The organism is Bradyrhizobium sp. USDA 3262 (assembly GCF_054060035.1).
The window spans coordinates 7,725,270-7,745,870 of sequence record NZ_JBSSCT010000001.1 but is presented as its reverse complement, the minus strand read 5'-3'; the positions used below and the strand labels follow the sequence as shown (position 1 = coordinate 7,745,870).

The 20,601-nt window shown below is 65.1% G+C and carries 21 protein-coding genes; 11 read left to right on the top strand and 10 right to left on the bottom strand.

Features of this window, described 5'->3' with window-relative positions; translation table 11 throughout:
• The first annotated feature begins 70 nt into the window (after positions 1 to 70).
• Positions 71 to 535, top strand: coding sequence for a YHS domain-containing (seleno)protein (locus tag ACVWYP_RS36585; RefSeq protein WP_028344112.1), 465 nt, complete (start codon positions 71 to 73; stop codon positions 533 to 535).
• Here the strand turns inward: ACVWYP_RS36585 and cysQ are convergent, their stop codons facing one another.
• On the bottom strand, positions 536 to 1,363 hold the full coding sequence (gene cysQ / locus ACVWYP_RS36580) for a 3'(2'),5'-bisphosphate nucleotidase CysQ (protein WP_304496731.1): 828 nt from the start codon (positions 1,361 to 1,363) through the stop codon (positions 536 to 538).
• A gap of 155 nt (positions 1,364 to 1,518) precedes the next feature.
• Between cysQ and chpT the strand changes: the two genes are divergently transcribed.
• From chpT to ACVWYP_RS36550, 6 genes are all read left to right on the top strand, one after another.
• Positions 1,519 to 2,166: a histidine phosphotransferase ChpT gene (gene chpT / locus ACVWYP_RS36575; RefSeq protein WP_304496730.1), complete on the top strand. Its 648-nt coding sequence runs from the start codon at positions 1,519 to 1,521 to the stop codon at positions 2,164 to 2,166.
• Positions 2,167 to 2,368: 202 nt separating this feature from the next.
• The gene (locus ACVWYP_RS36570; RefSeq protein WP_304496729.1) at positions 2,369 to 5,077 is read left to right on the top strand and encodes a hybrid sensor histidine kinase/response regulator; all 2,709 of its coding nucleotides are present in this window, start codon (positions 2,369 to 2,371) and stop codon (positions 5,075 to 5,077) included.
• A gap of 23 nt (positions 5,078 to 5,100) precedes the next feature.
• Positions 5,101 to 5,571: a chemotaxis protein CheW gene (locus ACVWYP_RS36565; RefSeq protein ID WP_155262142.1), complete on the top strand. Its 471-nt coding sequence runs from the start codon at positions 5,101 to 5,103 to the stop codon at positions 5,569 to 5,571.
• A gap of 63 nt (positions 5,572 to 5,634) precedes the next feature.
• A complete protein-coding gene (locus ACVWYP_RS36560) occupies positions 5,635 to 6,000 on the top strand; it encodes a response regulator (RefSeq protein ID WP_018273268.1) in 366 nt (121 codons plus the stop codon).
• 154 nt (positions 6,001 to 6,154) lie between these two features.
• A complete protein-coding gene (locus tag ACVWYP_RS36555; RefSeq protein ID WP_304496728.1) occupies positions 6,155 to 7,321 on the top strand; it encodes a protein-glutamate methylesterase/protein-glutamine glutaminase in 1,167 nt (388 codons plus the stop codon).
• Complete coding sequence (locus tag ACVWYP_RS36550) at positions 7,318 to 8,190, top strand: CheR family methyltransferase (RefSeq protein ID WP_304496727.1); 873 nt, start codon at positions 7,318 to 7,320, stop codon at positions 8,188 to 8,190. Before ACVWYP_RS36555 ends, ACVWYP_RS36550 begins: the two co-directional genes overlap by 4 nt.
• A gap of 150 nt (positions 8,191 to 8,340) precedes the next feature.
• On the opposite strand, the gene ACVWYP_RS36545 is transcribed toward ACVWYP_RS36550, so the two are convergent.
• From ACVWYP_RS36545 to ctrA, 5 genes are all read right to left on the bottom strand, one after another.
• Positions 8,341 to 9,498: a glutathionylspermidine synthase family protein gene (locus ACVWYP_RS36545; RefSeq protein WP_304496726.1), complete on the bottom strand. Its 1,158-nt coding sequence runs from the start codon at positions 9,496 to 9,498 to the stop codon at positions 8,341 to 8,343.
• 32 nt (positions 9,499 to 9,530) lie between these two features.
• Positions 9,531 to 9,752, bottom strand: coding sequence for a hypothetical protein (locus ACVWYP_RS36540; RefSeq protein WP_304496725.1), 222 nt, complete (start codon positions 9,750 to 9,752; stop codon positions 9,531 to 9,533).
• A gap of 108 nt (positions 9,753 to 9,860) precedes the next feature.
• Positions 9,861 to 10,292 (bottom strand): hypothetical protein, encoded by a 432-nt coding sequence (locus ACVWYP_RS36535; RefSeq protein WP_304496724.1) that lies wholly within the window; start codon positions 10,290 to 10,292, stop codon positions 9,861 to 9,863.
• Positions 10,293 to 10,308: 16 nt separating this feature from the next.
• Positions 10,309 to 10,713 carry a DUF350 domain-containing protein gene (locus ACVWYP_RS36530; protein ID WP_016848561.1) on the bottom strand — a complete coding sequence of 135 codons (405 nt, stop codon included), beginning with the start codon at positions 10,711 to 10,713 and terminating at the stop codon, positions 10,309 to 10,311.
• Positions 10,714 to 10,880: 167 nt separating this feature from the next.
• Positions 10,881 to 11,582 (bottom strand): response regulator transcription factor CtrA, encoded by a 702-nt coding sequence (gene ctrA / locus ACVWYP_RS36525; RefSeq protein ID WP_016848562.1) that lies wholly within the window; start codon positions 11,580 to 11,582, stop codon positions 10,881 to 10,883.
• Between the two features lie 367 nt (positions 11,583 to 11,949).
• On the opposite strand from ctrA, the gene fliI reads away from it, so the two are divergent.
• From fliI to ACVWYP_RS36505, 4 genes are all read left to right on the top strand, one after another.
• Entirely contained in the window at positions 11,950 to 13,275 is a 1,326-nt protein-coding gene (fliI, locus tag ACVWYP_RS36520; protein WP_028341263.1) for a flagellar protein export ATPase FliI, read from the top strand.
• Between the two features lie 108 nt (positions 13,276 to 13,383).
• Positions 13,384 to 13,803, top strand: a complete 420-nt coding sequence (gene fliJ, locus ACVWYP_RS36515) for a flagellar export protein FliJ (protein ID WP_016848565.1) — start codon at positions 13,384 to 13,386, stop codon at positions 13,801 to 13,803.
• Positions 13,804 to 14,004: 201 nt separating this feature from the next.
• Positions 14,005 to 14,550, top strand: a complete 546-nt coding sequence (locus ACVWYP_RS36510) for a sigma-70 family RNA polymerase sigma factor (RefSeq protein WP_038382814.1) — start codon at positions 14,005 to 14,007, stop codon at positions 14,548 to 14,550.
• 3 nt (positions 14,551 to 14,553) lie between these two features.
• Entirely contained in the window at positions 14,554 to 15,525 is a 972-nt protein-coding gene (locus ACVWYP_RS36505; protein ID WP_304496723.1) for an anti-sigma factor, read from the top strand.
• 204 nt (positions 15,526 to 15,729) lie between these two features.
• Here ACVWYP_RS36505 and ACVWYP_RS36500 read toward each other — a convergent pair whose 3' ends face one another.
• The 4 genes from ACVWYP_RS36500 to ACVWYP_RS36485 all read right to left on the bottom strand — a co-directional run bounded on the left by ACVWYP_RS36500 (position 15,730) and on the right by ACVWYP_RS36485 (position 20,594).
• Entirely contained in the window at positions 15,730 to 15,930 is a 201-nt protein-coding gene (locus ACVWYP_RS36500; protein WP_092090232.1) for a hypothetical protein, read from the bottom strand.
• A gap of 385 nt (positions 15,931 to 16,315) precedes the next feature.
• Positions 16,316 to 18,448 (bottom strand): flagellar biosynthesis protein FlhA, encoded by a 2,133-nt coding sequence (flhA, locus tag ACVWYP_RS36495; RefSeq protein WP_304496722.1) that lies wholly within the window; start codon positions 18,446 to 18,448, stop codon positions 16,316 to 16,318.
• A gap of 418 nt (positions 18,449 to 18,866) precedes the next feature.
• Positions 18,867 to 19,163: a hypothetical protein gene (locus ACVWYP_RS36490; protein WP_304496721.1), complete on the bottom strand. Its 297-nt coding sequence runs from the start codon at positions 19,161 to 19,163 to the stop codon at positions 18,867 to 18,869.
• Between the two features lie 657 nt (positions 19,164 to 19,820).
• Complete coding sequence (locus ACVWYP_RS36485) at positions 19,821 to 20,594, bottom strand: DUF2182 domain-containing protein (RefSeq protein ID WP_304496720.1); 774 nt, start codon at positions 20,592 to 20,594, stop codon at positions 19,821 to 19,823.
• Positions 20,595 to 20,601: the final 7 nt, after the last annotated feature.

The following is a 20,601-nucleotide window of genomic DNA, read 5'->3' as shown; positions in this document are numbered from 1 at the left end:
CTCGACTCGGATGTTATCGGTATCAACTATGACGGCACAACGGCAGGAAAGATATGGATCGTGCCGGGGGATGGCGTTTTTCGGCCTGTTGGCGGGCATTTTGGCGGCCATCTGGCCGTCCTTGCCTGTTCAGGCCACCACAACCGAGCGCGTGGTGACGAACCGCTACTCCGGACTGGCGATCGAGGGATTCGATCCCGTTGCCTATTTCACCGACGCCGCCGCCACCCAGGGGCGGCCGGAATTCGAGGCCGCGGAGAGCGGCGTGGTCTGGCGTTTCCGCAACGAGGGCAACCGCGCCTCGTTCGTGGCGCATCCTGAAATCTATGGCCCGCAATTCGGCGGTTACGATCCGACCGATCTGGTGCGGGGCGTCACCTGCGCGGGCAATCCGCGATTCTGGGCCGTGGTCGGGAACAGGCTTTACCTGTTCAACCGGGAACGCAGCCGCGACGCGTTCGCCGCCGATCCCGCGCGCTTTTTGAAGGAAGCCGCGGCGCGTTGGCCGGAGCTGGAAGACAATCTCGCGCAGTGATCACGGCGCCGCGGCCGGGTCGCCCCAGGCAATGAATTCCGGCACCAGAAAGTCTTCGCGGCCGAGCCCGAAATGCAATGGGCTGCCGTTCGAATCGGTGACCTTGCCGCCGGCCGCAACGACGACCGCGTGACCGGCCGCCACATCCCACTCCGATGTCGGCGACAGGCGGGGATAGATGTCGACTTCGCCCTCGGCGACGCGGCCGAATTTGACGGCCGAGCCCAGCACGGCGCGGACCGCGCCGCCGCGCTCATCGATGAAGGCTTCAGTGCGTGCATCGCCATGCGAGCGGCTCACTGCCACCGTCCATGGCGCCCCGCGCGGCGGGCAGGGGCGGGTCTTGATCGGCACTGCCTGCGAAACCGCGCCGCCCTGCAGCGTCAACCGCTCCGCGCCCTTGCCGACGATGCCGCGCCAGATCAGGCCGAGCGCTGGTGCGCCGACGATGCCGAGCAGCGGCACGCCTTGCGTAACCAGCGCCACATTGACGGTGAATTCATTGCGTCCGGCGACGAACTCCTTGGTGCCGTCGAGCGGATCGATCAGGAAGAAACTGTCCCTATAGGGGGGCGTCGCCAGATGGACGCGCTCCTCCGACAGCAGCGACACCTGCGGCGCGAGCCGCGTCAGGCCTTCGACGATGATGTGGTCGGCGGCGAGATCGGCCTCGGTGACCGGCGACCCGTCGCCCTTGCCGGCAACATTCATCGTCGAACGATTGACCGCAAGGATCGCCTCGCCGGCGCGGATCACCAGCTCGGTCAGTGATTCGAGCAGTGTGGCGGCGGCCTCGCAGCCGATCAGGGACGGCTGTGCCTTATTCATGTGCGGGTCTCATATCAGCGGGTCGCATATCCTGTTTGTGTTCCCTTATCAGTCCCGCCGCAAGCTGGCAGCATCCGTCTGCGCGGTGTATCAAGCCGACAGGCATGCGTGATTCGCACTCCTCGGTCGGCGTGCGGCTTTCCAGGAAACAATTGATGTCTGGCACTTCGTCTCCCGGTCCCGCTCCCGATGCGCTCGAACTCGCGGCGCTGTTGTGCTCGCGGGTCTGTCACGATCTCATCAGTCCGGTCGGCGCGATCGTCAATGGGCTTGAGGTCCTTGACGACAACCCCAAGCCCGAAGACCGCGACTTCGCGCTCGATCTGATTCGCAAGAGCGCCAAGACCGCTTCGGCGCGGTTGCAGTTCTGCCGGCTGGCGTTCGGCGCGGCCGGTTCCTCCGGCGCGCAGATCGACCTCGGCGATGCCCAGAACATGGCGAAGGGGCATATCGAGGACGGCAAGGTGACGCTGACCTGGAATTTGCCGCGGCTGCTCCTGCCCAAGAACCGGGTCAAGCTGCTGTTGAACATGCTGGTCATCGCGCAGCAGACGATCCCGCGCGGCGGCACGCTCACCATCGATCCGGTCGGCGAGGGGGAGACGATGAGCTTCCGCATCCTGGCCGCGGGCCTCAATGCGCGGGTGCCGCAGAACATCGTCGACCTGCTCAATGCAAGCTCGTCGAACACGGTTGATGCACATGCCGTGCAGCCGCATTACACGCGCCTGCTGGCTGAAGCCTGCGGGTTGAAAGTGACGCTGACGCTCGACGGCGACAAGGTCGTTATCGCAGCGTCCTGAACGCGGCTGCGGGAACATCATTAAGCAAAGGTTACGACCGGCCGCGCGATTCGATCGCGCGGCCTTATCTATTTGTTGATCCCGTTCTTTTCCAATTACTCAACCAAACTTAAACGCTTTGCGGAGAAGCTGACCCAAGTTCCGGCCGGCGCGTCGATGTCGCGCGCCGCAGCGTTTTCGGCGTTTTTCGAAGGTTGGTTTCATGGACGATCTGTTGCGCGAGTTCCTGACGGAGAGCAGCGAGAGCCTGGATACGGTCGACAACCAGCTGGTGCAGTTCGAGCAGGACCCGAACAACGCGAAGATCCTGGATAATATTTTCCGCCTGGTGCACACCATCAAGGGCACCTGCGGCTTCCTCGGGCTGCCGCGGCTCGAGGCGCTGGCGCATGCCGGCGAGACCTTGATGGGCAAATTCCGCGACGGCATGCCGGTGAAGGCGGAAGCCGTGACGCTGATCCTGTCCTCGATCGACCGCATCAAGGAGATCCTCGGCGGCCTTGAGGCGACCGAGGCCGAGCCTGAAGGCAACGACCGCGATCTGATCGATCAGCTCGAGGCCATGGTCGAGCACGGCATGGCGGCAATGGCTGCTGCTGAAGAAGATGTGCCGGTCGTTGAGGCCCCGTCGGTGCAGGCTGACATGACCGAGGGCACGCTGGTGGTGCAGACGCTGGAGCGTCCGCTGCGTCCGGGCGAGGTCTCGCTCGACGAGCTCGAGCGCGCCTTCCGCGAGACCGAGATTGAAGTCGCCGCACCGGCGCCGGCTGCCAAGCCCGCTGCTGCGCCCGCCGCCGAGCCGGCTGAAGCCGCCAGGAAGCCGGCCCGCAAGGCCGCCGGTGAAGATGTCCAGGAAGGCGACAAGATCGCCAACCAGTCGATCCGGGTCAATGTCGACACCCTCGAACACCTGATGACCATGGTCTCCGAGCTGGTGCTGACCCGCAACCAGCTGCTGGAGATCTCAAGGCGCAACGAGGACACCGAGTTCAAGGTGCCGCTGCAGCGGCTCTCCAACGTCACCGCCGAGCTGCAGGAAGGCGTCATGAAGACGCGGATGCAGCCGATCGGCAATGCCTGGCAGAAGCTGCCGCGCATCGTCCGCGACCTCTCCGGCGAACTCGGCAAGCAGATCGAGCTCGAGATGCACGGCGCCGACACCGAGCTCGACCGCCAGGTGCTCGACCTGATCAAGGACCCGCTGACGCACATGGTGCGCAACTCCGCCGATCACGGGCTGGAGACCACCGCCGAGCGGGTCGCGGCCGGCAAGCCGGAGCAGGGCACCATTCGCCTCTCCGCCTATCACGAAGGCGGCCACATCATCATCTGCATCGCCGACAATGGCCGCGGGCTCAACACCGAGCGGATCAAGGCCAAGGCGCTCCAGAACGGTCTCGTCACCGAGGCCGAGCTCGAGAAGATGACCGAGGCCCAGATCCACAAGTTCATCTTCGCGCCGGGCTTCTCGACCGCGGCGCAGGTGACCTCGGTGTCCGGCCGCGGCGTCGGCATGGACGTGGTGCGCACCAATATCGACCAGATCGGCGGCACCATCGACATCAAGAGCGTGGCCGGCGAGGGCGCCTCGGTCACCATCAAGATCCCGCTGACCCTTGCGATCGTCTCCGCGCTGATCGTGGAAGCCGGCGGCGACCGTTTTGCGATTCCCCAATTGTCTGTCGTCGAGCTGGTGCGGGCCCGCGCCAACTCCGAGCACCGCATCGAGCGCATCAAGGACACCGCGGTCTTGCGGCTGCGCAACAAGCTGCTGCCGCTGATCCACCTCAAGAAGCTCTTGAAGATCGACGACGGCGCGACCACGTCAGATGCCGAGAACGGCTTCATCGTGGTCACGCAAGTCGGCAGCCAGACCTTCGGCATCGTGGTCGACGGCGTGTTCCACACCGAGGAGATCGTGGTCAAGCCGATGTCGACCAAGCTGCGGCACATCGACATGTTCTCCGGCAACACCATTTTGGGCGATGGCGCCGTCATCATGATCATCGACCCCAACGGCATCGCCAAGGCCCTCGGCGCGTCCGGCTCCTCGGCCCATGACCTCGCCGACGACAATGCCGCGGCACATGCCGCGAGCGGCGAGCAGCTGACCTCGCTGTTGGTGTTCCGCGCCGGCTCCTCGCAGCCCAAGGCGGTGCCGCTCGGCCTCGTCACCCGGCTGGAAGAGATCGCAACCGACAAGATCGAGCTCTCGAACGGCCGCTACATGGTGCAGTACCGCGAGCAGCTGATGCCGCTGGTGCAGATGGCCGGCGTCGAGGTGCAGTCGCAGGGCTCGCAGCCGATCCTGGTGTTCGCCGACGACGGCCGCTCGATGGGGCTCGTGGTCGACGAGATCATCGACATCGTCGAGGAGCGGCTCAACATCGAGGTCGCGGGTTCGCAGGACGGCATCCTCGGCTCGGCCGTGATCAAGGGCCAGGCCACCGAGGTGATCGACGTCGGCCACTTCCTGCCGATGGCGTTCGCCGACTGGTTCTCGCGCAAGGAGATGCGCCCGTCGGCCTCGGCGCAGTCGGTGCTGCTGGTCGATGACTCGGCGTTCTTCCGCAACATGCTGGCGCCGGTCTTGAAGGCCGCCGGCTACAAGGTCAGGACCGCGGGCGGCGCGCAGGAAGGCCTCGCCGCGCTGCGCTCGGGGCAAAGCTTCGACGTCGTGCTGACCGACATCGAGATGCCCGAGATGAACGGCTTCGAGTTCGCCGAGAACATCCGAAGCGACCACAACTTCAACCAGCTGCCGATCATCGCGCTGTCGGCGATGGTGTCGCCGGCGGCGATCGAGCGCGGCCGGCAGGCCGGCTTCCACGACTATGTCGCCAAGTTTGACCGTCCCGGGCTGATCGCGGCGCTGAAAGAGCAGACCGCCGAGCTGCGCCGCGCGGCCTGACACGGGATAAAGGACAGAGACCGATGACCAGCAAGACCGAGACCAGCGAAGGCGCGATGGCCGAATACGTCACTGCGGTGATCGGCGGGCAGCTGTTCGGGCTGCCGATCTCGCGGGTGCAGGACGTGTTCATGCCGGAGCGGCTGACGCGGGTGCCGCTGGCCTCCAGCGAGATCGCCGGGGTGCTCAATCTGCGCGGCCGCATCGTCACCGTGGTCGACATGCGCGCCCGGCTCGGGCTGCCGAAGGCCGACGACGGTAAGCCTCCGATGGCGGTCGGCGTCGACCAGCGCGGCGAATCCTATGGCCTGCTGATCGACCAGATCGGCGAGGTGCTGCGGCTGCCCGACGACAGCCGCGAGGACAACCCGGTCAACCTCGATCCCCGCATGGCCAAGCTCGCCGGCGGCGTCCATCGCCTCGACGGCCAGCTCATGGTCGTCCTCGATGTCGATCGCGTGCTCGAACTGGTGCCCGACGCCAAAGCGGCGTGAACAGGGCCGCCCGAACTGAAGAACTGAAACATCCCACCGGGGATGAGGAAGTAGAGGTCGCAGATGAGAACCTGTCTTGTTGTCGATGACTCAAGCGTCATTCGCAAGGTCGCCCGCCGGATCCTGGAAGGGCTCGACTTCCAGATCGTCGAGGCCGAGGACGGCGCCAAGGCGCTCGAAGCCTGCAAGCGCGCGATGCCGGAAGCGGTGCTGCTCGACTGGAACATGCCTGTCATGGACGGCTACGAGTTTCTCGGCAATCTCCGCCGCATGCCCGGCGGCGATCAGCCCAAGGTCGTGTTCTGCACCACCGAGAATGACGTCGCGCATATCGCACGCGCGCTGCATGCCGGTGCCAACGAGTACATCATGAAGCCGTTCGACCGGGACATCGTCACTGCGAAGTTCCAGGAAGTCGGACTGATTTAGAGCATGATCCGGAAAAGTGGGAACCGGTTTTCCCTGCGACAAACGCGAAGCGTTTGCGCGGAGATCATGCTGACTTAGATTCTTCGTTCGATCCGGCGGCAGAAGCCTTCGGCTCAACGGTTGTTGTGCGTCGTGTTGCGTCGCTGGTGAAGCCATGAGTGTTGCGTTGACAAGTACTGCGGTCCCGACATCGACCCGTTCCGACAAGGTGCGGGTGATGGTGGTCGACGATTCCGTGGTGATCCGCGGGATGATCTCGCGCTGGATCGGCGCCGAGCCCGACATGGAGGTCGTCGCCTCGCTGCGCACCGGCCTCGACGCCGTCAACCAGCTCGAGCGCATCAACCCCGACGTCGCGGTGCTCGATATCGAAATGCCCGATCTCGACGGCATCTCGGCGCTGCCGCAGCTCCTGGCGAAGAAGCGCGATCTCGTCGTCATCATGGCCTCCACGCTGACCCGCCGCAACGCGGAGATCAGCCTGAAGGCGCTCTCGCTCGGAGCGTCCGACTACATTCCGAAGCCGGAAAGCACGCGCGAGGCCACCGCCGCGGAAACCTTCCGCCACGACCTGATCCAGAAGATCCGTCATCTCGGCGCCAAGGCGCGCCGCAGTCCGGTGCACACGACGGCAAGTCCGCCGCTTGCGCCCGGTCATGACAGACCGCGTCCGTTGATTCCCGCTGCCGCGCATACGGCGCCGACCCAGGTCACGCGCCGTTCGTTCGGCCTGCTGCCGCCCAAGGTGCTGCTGATCGGCTCGTCGACCGGCGGACCGCAGGCGCTGATGACGCTGGTCGCCGAGATCGGTCCGGTGATCGATCGCTTCCCGGTGCTGATCACCCAGCACATGCCGCCGACCTTCACGACCATTCTCGCCGAGCATCTGGCGCGCACCAGCAAGCGGCCGGCGCATGAGGGGATCGACGGCGAGAGTATCAAGCCGGGCCAGATCTATCTGGCGCCGGGCGGGCGCCACATGCGCATCGCGCGCCACGGCGTCGATGCCACGATCGCGCTCGACGACGGGCCGCCGGTCAATTTCTGCAAGCCCGCGGTGGATCCGATGTTCACCTCCGCGATCGACGTCTGGCAGGGCAGCATCATGTCGGTGATCCTGACCGGCATGGGCTCCGACGGCATGCGCGGCGGCAAGGACATCGTCGCCGCCGGCGGCAGCGTGATCGCCCAGGACGAAGCAACCAGCGTGGTGTGGGGCATGCCCGGTGCCGCGGTCAATGCCGGCATCTGCGCCGCGGTGCTGCCGCTCAATCAGATCGCACCGAAGCTTGTTCGGGTATTTGCGGGAGACCGTTCGTGACGCCGCTGGACTACGAGTATCTGCGTAAGCTGCTGAAAGAGCGTTCCGGCCTCGATCTCTCGGCCGACAAGCAATATCTCGTCGAGAGCCGCCTGCTGCCCTTGGCGCGCCGGTCGAACCTCGCCGGGATTCCCGAGCTGGTGCAGCGGATGAGGGGCGGCGCCGAACTGCTGACGTCCGAGGTGGTCGAAGCGATGACCACCAACGAGACCTTCTTCTTCCGCGACAAGATCCCGTTCGACCATCTGAAGGAAGCGGTGCTGCCCGCACTCGCGCAGGCGCGCGCGGCGCGCCGCAGCTTGCGTATCTGGTGCGCGGCGTCGTCGACCGGGCAGGAGCCCTATTCGATCGCGATGCTGCTGAAGGAGATGACAGCGCTGTTTGCCGGCTGGCGCATCGAGATCATCGCGACCGACCTGTCGCAGGCGGTGCTCGAAAAGGCCAAGGCCGGCCTGTTCAGCCAGTTCGAGGTGCAGCGCGGCCTGCCGATCCAGCTACTGGTCAAGTATTTCGTGCAGAAGGGCGAGCTCTGGCAGCTGAACGCCGATATCCGCGGCATGGTGCAGCACCGCCAGCTCAATCTGCTGCAGGACGTCTCGCATCTCGGCACCTTCGACGTGATCTTCTGCCGCAACGTGCTGATCTATTTCGATCAGCAGACCAAGGCCGGCATCTTCGGCAAGGTGGCCCGGATGCTCGAGCCTGACGGCGTGCTCGCGCTTGGCGCGGCGGAATCCGTGGTCGGCATCACCAATCTGTTCAGGCCCTATCCCGACCGGCGCGGGCTGTATCAGCCGAACACTGCGCCAGTCGCGCGCGCCGGCGCCGCGCTGCATGTGCTGAAGGCGGTCGCGTCCGCCGCGCGGTGAGGCGAGACATCTCGCTTTAACTCCGTCACCTGAGGAGCCGCGAAGCGGCGTCTCGAAGGGTCGACGGCCACCAGCGGGGCCGTGCATCCTTCGAGACGCGCTGCGCGCTCCTCAGGATGACGGGGTTAAAAGCGCAACCGCGTCGACGCGCTACAAAATCGCGTGCGGCAGGAAGCGCGAGGTGTTGCCGGTGATCGGATTTTCGTCTTCTCGAATCGAGAGACCGCAGGGCGTGCCGTCGACCAGCCAGCTGCCGAGTACCGGATACTGCCCGGAAAAATTCGGCAGCGGCGCGAGTGCCTGGCGGATGAAGCCTTCGGCGCCGTAGGGGCCTTGCTCGGCGACCAGCGTGACGCCGGCGCTGACCAGCTCGACATTGGCGCCCTCGCGCGAATAGATCGGCTTGCGCACGAACGACGTGCCGAGCTGGGCGGCCTGCGGGTCGTCCTCGAAATAGGCCGGCAGCAGATTGGGGTGGTTCGGGAACATCTCCCAGAGCAGCGGCAGGATGCCCTTGTTGGAGAGGGTCGCCTTCCACGGCGGCTCGATCCACTGCGTCGGCGCGGTCGAGAGGTTCTTGCCGAACGCGTCGTGGAACATCCATTCCCATGGATAGAGCTTGAACGCGAGCGCGATCGGGCGTTCGTCGAGGTCGACGAACTGACCGTCGTCGCGCAGTCCGACCTCTTCGATGTCGAGCAGCGTGGTTTTCAGCCCGGCCTGCGCCGCGGTGTCCTCGAGATAGGCGAGCGTGCCGGCGTCCTCGGGATTTCCGGTCAGTCCGGTGAGATGTAGCGGGTGGGTCGCGCCGATCCTCTTCCAGGCCTCGATCAGCCGGTCGTGGATCGAGTTGAACTGGTCGGCGCGCTTCGGGATGATGTTGCGTTGGATCGCCTGCTCGAGCCAGGTCCATTGAAACACCGCGGCCTCGAAGATCGAGGTCGGCGTGTCGGCATTGTATTCGAGCAGCTTGGCCGGGCCGCGGCCGTCGAAGGTGAGATCGAGCCGGCCGTACAGGCTCGGATTCCTGCGGCGCCAGCTTGCCGCGATCAGATCCCAGAACGCCTCCGGTATCTTCAGCCGGCGCAGATAGCGCTCATCCCTGACCGTGCGTCCGGCGAGCTCGAGACACATCGCGTCGATCTCGCCGGTCGGCGCCTCGATCGAGCGCTCGATCTCGTCCAGCGTGAAGGCGTAATAGGCGCGCTCGTCCCAGTAGCGTTCGCCGTCGATGGTGTGGAAGGTGAAGCCGGCATTCTCGGCAGTCGTCCGCCAATCGTCGCGTTCGGGACATGCGATGCGTTGCATGAGGGAAACCGCGCTCGCTCGTCAGCCTGGTGTCAGCTTCCGCCATGCGACGGATCGTCGTCGCCGTAGCGGGCGATGGTGCGCGGCGCGCCGCCGAAGCCGCCGGAGGGCGACCGTTCCGCGGACTTTCGCTTCGCGTCGTGTCCTGCGTGGTGATGGTGGCTGCGGGCATGGCTTGTCGTCAGGCCGATCGACGCTGCGCCGATCGCGATACTTCCCATCAATTTCAGCCATACGCGGCGCGAGCGTTTCATGGACGCAATCCCTGCCTTGCCGTCTGCGGAGCCATGGCGAGTTTCCATCAGCTGCGCTCGCCGGGCAAGCGAAAGCGGGATGACATAGCGATGACACGGCAACATGCATCAGCCACCGCTGAAGCCGAACGCATGCGCGAATGAACCGAAGCCGCCGCGGCTCACCGACGAGCGTGACGATGAGCTCGAGGAAGAGGAGGAGCCGCTCGACGAGGAGCTGCTGTAGAAGCTGCTGCGTGACGAGCCGCCGCTGCCGCCCGATCCGGACGACGAACTGCGCGCCGTGCAGTCGACGCCGGGTTGTGGCGGCACCGGTGTGGCGACGCCCGGTGCGGTGACGCCCGGCGGCGTCGGCGGCACCGGCTGGCAATTCGGCCGCGGCATCAGCGCGTAGGCGCTGCCGCCGACCGCGAGCGTGCCCATCAAGAGCAGCGCGACGTGGTTGGAGCGCTTGGACGGCGGATCCGGCCGCGGCGGCGTCGGCACCGCCGGCACGACCGGTCGCCGTTTGCCGAAGTCCGGGTTCGGTTTGCGCGCCATGGCTTGGCTCAACGGCTCAGTAGATCATGCAGGCCGCGTTCAGCGCGCCTGCGGCCAGCGAGGACAGCCCGAGCCAGATCGCCGGCGCCATTTCGCCGGAGGCGATCCGCGCCGACAGATTCGGCACCGGGATCTTCACGATGTAATAGACGATGATCTGCACGATCAGCGCGATGATGCTCCAGATCAGGCAGTCCACCACATTGGCGGAGTGGGCGATGGCGCTGACCACCGGCAGCACGAAGCCGAGCAGGCTTAAGCCCAGCGCAATCGCCGCTGCCGGATCGTTGTCGCGGATCAGCTGGAATTCGTCATGCGGCGTGACGCGCGTGTAGACGAAGAGGTAGGCGACCACGGCGATCAGCGCCGTGCAGAAATAGACCAGGAACGCCGGCAGGCCGGCGAGGGATTGCAGGATCATGTCGGGGCGGTCCGGGAGTTCGTCGGGATTCGCGCGAGGCAGGATTGCACGTTCCCTTGGTCGGCGCATGCCGACAGCCGGTTCAATCCCAAACAAAAACCCCGCCATTTGCGGCGGGGTTCAGGTCGAAAGGAGCGAACCTTGCGGTTCTCTGCGGGCCCAGAAGGTCAGGCGGGAATGCGTTCGTCGGCCTCGTGCGGCTCGCGCAGCACATAGCCGCGGCCCCACACGGTCTCGATGAAGTTGCGGCCTTCGGAGGCGTTGGCGAGCTTCTTGCGGAGCTTGCAGATGAAGACGTCGATGATTTTCAGCTCCGGCTCGTCCATGCCGCCGTAGAGATGGTTGAGGAACATTTCCTTGGTGAGGGTGGTGCCCTTGCGGAGCGAGAGCAGCTCCAGCATCTGGTATTCCTTGCCGGTCAGGTGCACGCGCTGGCCGCCGACCTCGACCGTCTTGGTGTCGAGGTTGACGACGAGATCGCCGGTCTGGATGACCGACTGGGCGTGACCCTTGGAGCGGCGCACGATCGCGTGGATGCGGGCGACCAGTTCGTCCTTGTGGAAGGGTTTGGTCATGTAGTCGTCGGCGCCGACGCCGAGACCCTTGACCTTGTCCTCGATGCCGGCGAGGCCGGAGAGGATCAGAATGGGAGTTTTGATCTTCGACACCCGGAGCTGCTTGAGCACGTCGTAGCCGGACATGTCGGGCAGGTTGAGGTCGAGAAGGATGATGTCGTAGTCGTAAAGCTTGCCGAGATCGACGCCCTCTTCGCCGAGGTCCGTCGTGTAGACGTTGAAACTCTCGGACTTGAGCATCAATTCGATCGACTGCGCGACGGCGCTGTCATCTTCAATCAGCAAAACGCGCATGCCAGTCCCCTATAGTCGCCGCTCCGGGCGTCAGGTCGGCCGCACTTGCGGCACTCACAAAACGCCTTTGAACAACTGATTCGGATCCTGACGAGATATGGTTAACAAAAACTGATTCCTCGACGCAAGCTCTAACCGTGCAATTTTTGTCGAATCGCCCTAAGATATTGCGTAGAAGAAGCTTTTCCTAACCGCGCTCGTTCAGTTTCCACATTAAGAGGCGGGCCTAACCGACTCTCGCGACTCGCCCTTCTTCTGATGGGCAAGCGACCTCAGTCACCAAAGACAGTGACGCAATGATTAATGATGCGGGTAAACACGAAGTTAAGCGGCCGGAGCAAAATCGTGGAAACTTAAGGTTTTCGCAATGAAGGCGCTCGCGGAGCAGATCGGCGACATCGACGGCGTCAATATTTATGGCCGCGTGGTCGGTGTCCGCGGGCTGATGGTCGAGATCGCAGGCCCCATTCACGCGATGTCGGTCGGCGCCCGCATCGTGATCGACGTCGGCGCGGGCCGCTTCATCCCGGCCGAGGTGATCGGCTTCTCCGGCGAGAACGCGGTGGTGATGCCGTTCGGCGGACTCGATGGCGTGAGGCGCGGCTGCCGCGCGGTGATCGCCAATGCGGCGAGCCAGGTTCGGCCGTCGCCGGCCTGGCTCGGCCGCGTCGTCAACGCGATGGGTGAGCCGATCGACGGCAAGGGCCCGCTGGTGCAGGGCGCCTCGCCGATGTCCTACCGCAACTCGCCGCCGCCGGCGCATTCGCGCAAGCGGGTCGGCCCGCCGCTCGATCTCGGCGTGCGCGGTCTCAATACCTTCCTGACCTGCTGTCGCGGCCAGCGGCTCGGCATCTTCGCCGGCTCCGGCGTCGGCAAGTCGGTGCTGCTGTCGATGCTGGCGCGCAATGTCGATGCCGCGATCTCGGTGATCGGGCTGATCGGCGAACGCGGCCGCGAGGTGCAGGAATTCCTCCAGGAGGATCTCGGCGAGGAGGGGCTGGCGCGCTCGGTCGTGGTGGTCGCGACCTCGGACGAGCCGGCGCTGATGCGGCGCCAGGCGGCGTATCTGACGCTCGCCATCGCGGAGTATTTCCGCGACGAGGAACAGGATGTGCTGTGCCTGATGGACTCGGTGACGCGCTTTGCGATGGCGCAGCGCGAGATCGGCCTCTCGGCGGGCGAGCCGCCGACCGCCAAGGGCTACACGCCGACCGTGTTCACCGAACTGCCGAAGCTGCTCGAGCGGGCAGGGCCGGGCACTGGCGACGGCACCATCACCGCGATCTTCACCGTGCTGGTCGACGGCGACGATCACAATGAGCCGATCGCGGATGCGGTGCGCGGCATCCTCGACGGTCATATCGTGATGCAGCGGGCGATCGCCGAGCGCGGCCGCTATCCGGCGGTCAACATCCTCAAGTCGGTCTCGCGCACCATGCCGCGGTCGGCCGACCCCGACTTCCTGCCCTACATCAACAAGGCGCGGCAGGTGATGGCGACCTATGCCGACATGGAGGAATTGATCCGGCTCGGGGCCTACCGGCCGGGTTCCAGCGCGGAGGTCGACGAGGCGATCCGGCTGCATGAGCCGCTCGAGGCCTACCTGCGTCAGGCCAAGGACGAATCCACCAGCCTTCCCGACGGCTACCGGCAACTGGCTCAAATCCTGTCGGGTTTGGAAACGGAACGCTAACTTTGTCAGGCCATCATCGCCGGCACACCATAGCTATGCCGGCGGGGCCCAGCGGGGAGCCGGCTCTGTCCCGCGTTCAGATTTGGGACTTCTGGGGAGTATGAGTCGATGAAGTCACGTGAAACGCTGATTCGCCTGAAGAAATTTCAGGTCGACGAAAAGCGCCGTCGGGTTACCCAGATCGAAGGCATGATCGCCGACTTCCAGCGCATGTCGGTCGAGCTCGAGCGCGAGATCCAGACCGAGCAGGAGCGCGCCGGGATCAACGACCCCACGCACTTCGCCTATCCGACCTATGCCAAGGCCGCGATCCAGCGCCGCGAGAACCTGACCCGTTCGGCCGACGAACTGCGCGCCCAGCTCGACGATGCCAAGGCGCTGCTGTCGGAGGCATTCGAGGAATTGAAGAAGGTCGAGCTGCTCGACGAGCGCGACCAGGCGCGCGAACGCGCGGAGGAGAGCGCTCGCGAACAAGCCGACATGGATTCGATCGGCCTGATGCGGGCCCGTCTCGGCGTCATCGCCTGAACCCTCGCTCCCTCCGCTGACCAGATTGAGAGCCCGGGCCGATCGCCCGGGCTTTTTGCTGGGCGCTGTCCACAAGCCGGCGACCTGTCGGCCATTTGGCGGATCGTGGTGTCCCAAAATATGCTACCACCGGTCCGGACGGGATGATCGGCGGCACGGTGGCAATGACGCGATGGGGGATCGAGGCTTGGAGGGCGCAAAGTGCTGACGCCGGCTGAGCTGGTCTGGCTGATCGCCGCCGTCGCCAAGGGGGATGAGGCCGCCTTTGAGCGGCTGTACGCCGCGACCCGCGCGAAACTCTTCGGCGTCGTGCTCCGTATCTTGCGGCGACAGGATCTCGCCGAGGAGGTCCTCCAGGAGGCTTACGTCAAGATCTGGAACAGCGCCGGGCAGTTCAACCCAGCCCTGTCTTCCCCGATCACGTGGATGACGTCGATCGCGCGCAACCGCGCCATCGACGTGGTGCGCAAGCGCGGCGAGGCATCGCTGGAAGACGAGCCGGCCGCGATGGAGGTCGCCGCCGACTCGCCCGATCCGCTGGCGCGACGGGAAATGACGGAAGAGTTGAAGCGGTTGCTGGAGTGCGTCGGTCGTCTGGAGCCGGATCGTCAGAAGCTCGTGCTGCTCGCCTATTACAACGGCTGGAGCCGCGAGCAGCTCGCCGCAAAGTTCGAGACACCGGTGAACACGGTGAAGACCTGGCTGCGCCGCAGCCTGATGGATATCCGGGAGTGTCTTGGACTCTGATTGATGGCCTATAGCGAAGACCATATCGCGCTCGCCGCGGAATATGCGCTCGGTACGCTCGATGCCGAGGAGCGCGCGCAGGTCGAGACCATGATGGCCGTCGACAGCGAGTTCGCAGCGCTGGTGCAGGCCTGGCAGTTCAGGCTCGGTCCGCTGAATCAGATGGTCGGCCTGGTCGAGCCGCGTCCGGTGGTCTGGGACAACATCAAGGCGGCGATCGGCCACGCGAGCGCGCCGCAGGCGCCGCTGGTGCTGCCGGAGACGCCGGCCACGACAGTGACGCCGCCGCCTTCGCCAATCACGGACGATCCTGAATTCGGCTCGGCGTTCGATCCGGACGAGCCCCAGCCGCCGTCCGAGATCCGCAGGCTGCCCGAGGCCCGACAGCCACGGGTCATCTTCGACGAACGCAACGTGACCGCGCTTACGGGCCGCGTGAAGCGCTGGCGCGGTATCGCCTCGGCCGCGACCGCGATCGCGGCCGCCCTGCTGGCGACGCTCGGCCTGCAGATTTACAAGCCCGACGCCTTGCCGAATGCGATGAGGCCAAAGCCGCGCATCCAGACCGTCGAGGTGAAGACGCCGGCGCCGGCATTGACGCCGTCGGCGCAGTATGTCGCGCTGTTGCAAGGGCAGAATGGCGGGCCGGCCTTCATCCTGACGATCGACGGTGCGACCAAGAATTTTACCGTCCGCAAGGTCGGCGCCGCGTCGGAGCCCGGCAGGAGTTTTGAGCTCTGGCTGATCTCCGACAAGCTGCCGCAGCCGCGCTCGCTCGGCGTGATCGGCGCTGATGATTTCACCGCGCGTCCGGTGCTGTCGGGCTATGACGCCGACGTGATCAACGGCGCCACCTATGCGGTGACCGTCGAGCAGGCCGGCGGTTCGCCGAACGGCCAGCCGACCTCGGCGCCGATCTTCACCGGCAAGCTGATCGAGACCGTGCCGGGCACGTCGGGTTCGGCGCCGCGATAATTTGCGCCTGCTGCAGCAACTGAATCCAGGTGCTCGCAATGACGTGGATGAGACGTCGCGTCGGGCACCCGAAAAAAAAGAAAACGCCCGTGGGGAGCGGGCGTTTTCGATAGTCAACTTGGGGGTAGTTGGGGGTCTTAAATATCCACGCAGCGACTTTGGGGGGCTGTAAAGAACACTACGTGAATTCGTGAAACTCTCCTGTTAGCGGACCAGCGAGTTGCTGGTGCTGGTGATCGCGACGGGCTTGCCGGCCTTCATGACCCGCGCCGTCTGCGTGTATCCCTCATCCGACGAATTATGTGCCGCGATGCCAAAGCCCGCGACCAGGATACCGGCGAACAACGCCACGACCACAATCTTCAGGTGCGTCATACGATCGGCGCTGTAGATCGAGTGGTTCATGGAAGTCTCCTGCCGCCTTCCTGCTCTCAGTAAATCTGTCGGTTCGGTCTGTTGTCCGGTTCAACGTCTCGTGCCCCGCTAACGTAGGATTTGCCGATTCCGTTCCCTAGAGGTCATCACAAGGCCGTGACGAGACGTGATCGGGCGCGATCAAAAATGACCCTCTGGTAATCTAAAATGCATTAAATCTATTTAATATCAGTGTCTTGACCAAGTGCTGGAATGCTGCATCCCAGATAGGGCCGTTCCGGCCTGTTCCGCATAAATCAGTTGCCTGTGGCGAGAAAACACAGACGAAAACGCAAATGATTTGCGGCCGCTAGCGCGTTTTCGCGCGAAGTGGACGCCCGGCTCGCCTACGGAAAACGCTTCCGAACAAGAGGTCCTAAACGCTGCCGACCGTCTTCAGCCGGGCGCGGGGATGGATCTCGGCTTGCGACAACACGGTGGTCTGCGAGCGGAACCGTTCCACCAGTGAGCGAACGAACGGCCGGATCGCGGCCGACGTCACCAGGACCGGCGCCTCGCCCTCGCGCGCCGCCTGCTCGAAGGCGTTGCGCACGGCGGTCATGAACTCCGACAGTTTCGAGGGCTGCATCGCCAGGCTGCGGTCGTCGCCCTGGCCGACGATCGACTCGGCAAACGCCTGCTCCCAGCGCGCCGACAGCGCGATCAGCGGCAAATAGCCGTTCGGCGAGGTGTTTTGCGCGCAGATCTGGCGGGCCAGTCGGGCACGAACGTGCTCGACCATGGTGGCCGGATTGCGCGAGAACGCCAGCGCGTCGGCGATGCCCTCGAGGATGGTCGAGAGATCGCGGATCGAGATGCGCTCGGCGAGCAGCAATTGCAGCACGCGCTGGATGCCCGACACGGTGACCTGGCCGGGCACGATGTCCTTGATCAGCTCGCCTTGCTCCTTCGGCAGGTCCTTCAAGAGCTTCTGCACCTCGCCGTAGGACAACAGGTCCGCCATGTTGGTCTTGAGCAGCTCGGTCAGATGCGTCGACAGCACCGTGGCGGCGTCGACCACGGTGTAGCCTTTCAGCGCGGCCTCTTCCTTCAGGCCGGCGTCGACCCAGGTCGCCGGCAGGCCGAAGGTCGGCTCGATGGTGTGGATGCCGGGCAGTTGCACCTGGTTGCCGGCGGGGTCCATGACCATGAACTGGCTCGGCCAGATCTTGCCGGTGCCGGCGTCGACTTCCTTGATCTTGATGACGTAGCTGTTGGCTTCGAGCTGGACGTTGTCGAGGATGCGCACCGCCGGCATCACGAAACCCATCTCGATGGCAAGCGAGCGGCGCAGCGCCTTGATCTGCTCGGTCAGGCGGTCGGTACCGTCGGGGCCGTTGACCAGCGGCAGCAGCGCGTAGCCGAGCTCGATCTTGAGGTCGTCGATCTTCAGCGCGGCGGCGATCGGCTCCTCCGCGGCTGCAGCGGCGGCGGCCGCGGCTGCAGCCGGGGCGGCGGCTGCCGCCGTTTCGGCCGCCTTCGCAGCCCGCTTCTGCTTGCGTGCATTCCAGGCCAGCACCGCGGCGCCGGAGCCCAGCGCCAGGAACGGCAGCGTCGGAATGCCAGGCAGCAGCGCCAGCACCAGCATCACGCCGGCCGACATGCCGAGCGCCTGCGGATAGCCCGAGAGTTGGCGCATCAGCGCCTTGTCGGCGGCGCCGGTGATGCCGGCCTTGGAGACGAGGAGGCCCGCGGCGGTCGAGACGATCAGCGCGGGCACCTGGGTGACGAGGCCGTCGCCGACCGTCAGCACGGTGTAGGTGCGGGCGGCTTCGCTGAAGGAGAGGCCCTGCTGGGCGACGCCAATGATGATGCCGCCGACGATGTTGATGCCGACGATCAGGAGGCCGGCAATGGCATCGCCGCGGACGAATTTCGAGGCACCGTCCATCGCGCCGAAGAAGCCGCTCTCGTCTTCCAGCGCCTTGCGGCGCTCCTTGGCGGCCTTCTCGTCGATCAGGCCGGCGGAGAGGTCGGCATCGATCGCCATCTGCTTGCCGGGCATCGAGTCCAGCTGAAAGCGCGCCGCGACTTCGGCGATGCGGCCCGAGCCTTTGGTGATGACCACGAAATTCACGATCACCAGGATCGCGAACACGATGATGCCGATCACGAAGTTGCCGCCCATCACGAAGTTGCCGAACGCCTCGATGACGTGGCCGGCGGCCGCCGTGCCCTCATGGCCGTGGCTCAGGATCAGCCGGGTCGAGGCCATGTTCAGCGACAGCCGCAGCATGGTCGAGATCAGCAGGATGGTCGGAAACGACGAGAATTCCAGCGGCGCCTGGATGAACAGCGAGGTCATCAGGATCAGGATCGAGACCGTGATCGAGACCGCCAGGAAAAGGTCGAGCACGATCGAGGGCAGCGGCAGGATCAGCACCACCAGGATGGTGAGGACGCCGATCGCCAGCGCGATATCGCCGCGCTTTAAGATGTCGCCGATCTCGCCGAGGCTCGGCAATCCGCTCTTGCCTGCCGTGCCCTGACCTGCCGTGATGTCGACCATGGTAGCCGCTCTCCCCCGCGACTGGCGGCTGCGGCCGCCAAGCGTCTGCGCGACGGCCGCAGGGCCGCCGTTCCGAAAGTGAGGCACCGCGCTGGCGTTCACGGGGATCTCCGCCCGTTAGACGCGTTCGACGACACTCGACTTCACTCGGCAATTCTTGCCGGGTGTATGGTTAGCAAAGGGTTAATAAGTGCTTTCGCGCGACCGCACGGGTCGTCGCAGGCGCCGGGCATGGGGGATTCGCGGCCGGGAGCAGGGGTGAGAGGGCCTCGCGGTCAAGATGCGCCGCAAGCGGCGCTCCTTATCATGAGGGTCCAGACCGGGATCTTGCCCCGCAACAAGGCGTCATCCTGAGGAGCCCGCCAAAGGCGGGCGTCTCGAAGGATGGCCACGGATAACGCCGCCGGCCTTGCGGCTTCTATCTGAGCGCACCGAGCACGACGCCCGATGCGGCGATGATGCCGAGCATGATGACGCTGGCGCGCCACAAGAACTGCTGCCGGGCGGCGCGCCGGTCGTGGAAGGCCAGCCAGTCGTGGACAAAGCCCGCGGGGATGTCGAACACCACCGCCGACTTGTTGCGATGGTGGGTCTCATGCTCGCAATACATCGTCCGGACCGTCGGCACGCCCAGCCGCTCGAGCTCGCAATGCCACTCCCAGGCATGCTTGCCGTTGGTCCAGCGATTTTCGAAAGGGACCACGTGTGATTTCATGACGAGCCTCCTGGCCCACCCTGAACCTCACGCGACAAGTCTAGCCGATTTCATGGGCTGGCGCGAGATTGACGCCGCACCGGGGCTCGTGCCCGTGCGGCGCGATGGCGGTAACTCGTCCGGGCGCCATGGAGCGTCCCCGGCGGCCCTGCGCCGGGTCCGCCCGGCGGTGCAGGGGCCCGCTTTAGGCGGGCTCAGTCCAACTGCGCCAATGCGTCGGTTGAACATGGACGTGGTCGTTTGAACCAACGACCCAGTCGGCGCCGTCCTTGTGGCAGGGGAACACGAGCGCATGGACCATTCCATCATAGTCCAGGACACAGACTTCAAGATCCCGGTCTGCTGGCGCAGTTGAAACGGGTAGCCATTCTGCGGGCAAGGTATGCATGATGTACCCTCCGATGAAATGCATGCGGTTCTCTCGGCGCGACGGCCGGGGGCGTGGGGCATCTGGCTTGACGCCAGCACGCGAGCGTCTGTCGCTCGTCAGTTCCGTCACAAGCAGCGCTGCCGGCCTGCGACGCACAATCCACCGTCCGAACGATCTTGGCACGGATGACGAATGGCAAGTGTGAACCAGCTCGCACTGCTTTCAATCTTCTTCGACAGGATGATCGCCGTCGCGCGATCGATATTCCTACACGTCCGGACACTTTCTCAAGTCGTATGCGCGAGCACGATCAGTCCCGCCACAATCAACGCGGCGCCGGCGGCATAGCTGAGGCGGTGGCCGACCGGGAGCAGCTTCTCGCAGGCGACGTAGACGGTGATGCCGACGATCCAGAGCAGGTTCATCACGCCGCCGACGAACAGCAATGCCATCAGGAACCAGCAGCAGCCGAGGCAGTAAAGGCCGTGCCGCAGCCCCATGCGCAGCGCACCGGCCGTGCCCGGTCGCCAGTGCCGGCTCAGGAACAGCACCGGGCTCTGGCAGTAGCGCAGGCAGGCGCGCTTGAGCGGCGTGAACTGGTAGAGCCCGGCCAGCAGCAGGACGCCGCTGGCGAGCGTCGCGCTGGTAGCAGCCATCGCCATCGACAAGAGGCCGGCGAGGTCGAGTTGCCATTGCGCCAGCGTCGCGGCGAGGCTAAAGCCGGCCCAGATCACGAGATAGCCGCACAGGAAGATCGAGGCCTCAGCGAGGGGAGAGGGCGTTGCCGATTGCTTGCGCTTCAGGGCGGCGAACAGCAGCACCATCGGCGCGGCGCTCGAGATCATCATGGCGACCATCATCGTCAACCACATGACGAACACCAGCACGGCATAGGAAGGCGTCCATGGCGTCGGATCCATCGGCATATCAGCCATGCTCATGTCGATGCCGGCGCCGGCCAGGAGATAGGCCCAGGCCAGCGCCATCACCGCGGCGATGCCGCCTGCAAAGATCAGGCGGTCATGCCGCAGGACGTTTTCGAGCGCCGATGTCTCGCTCATGGTGGGA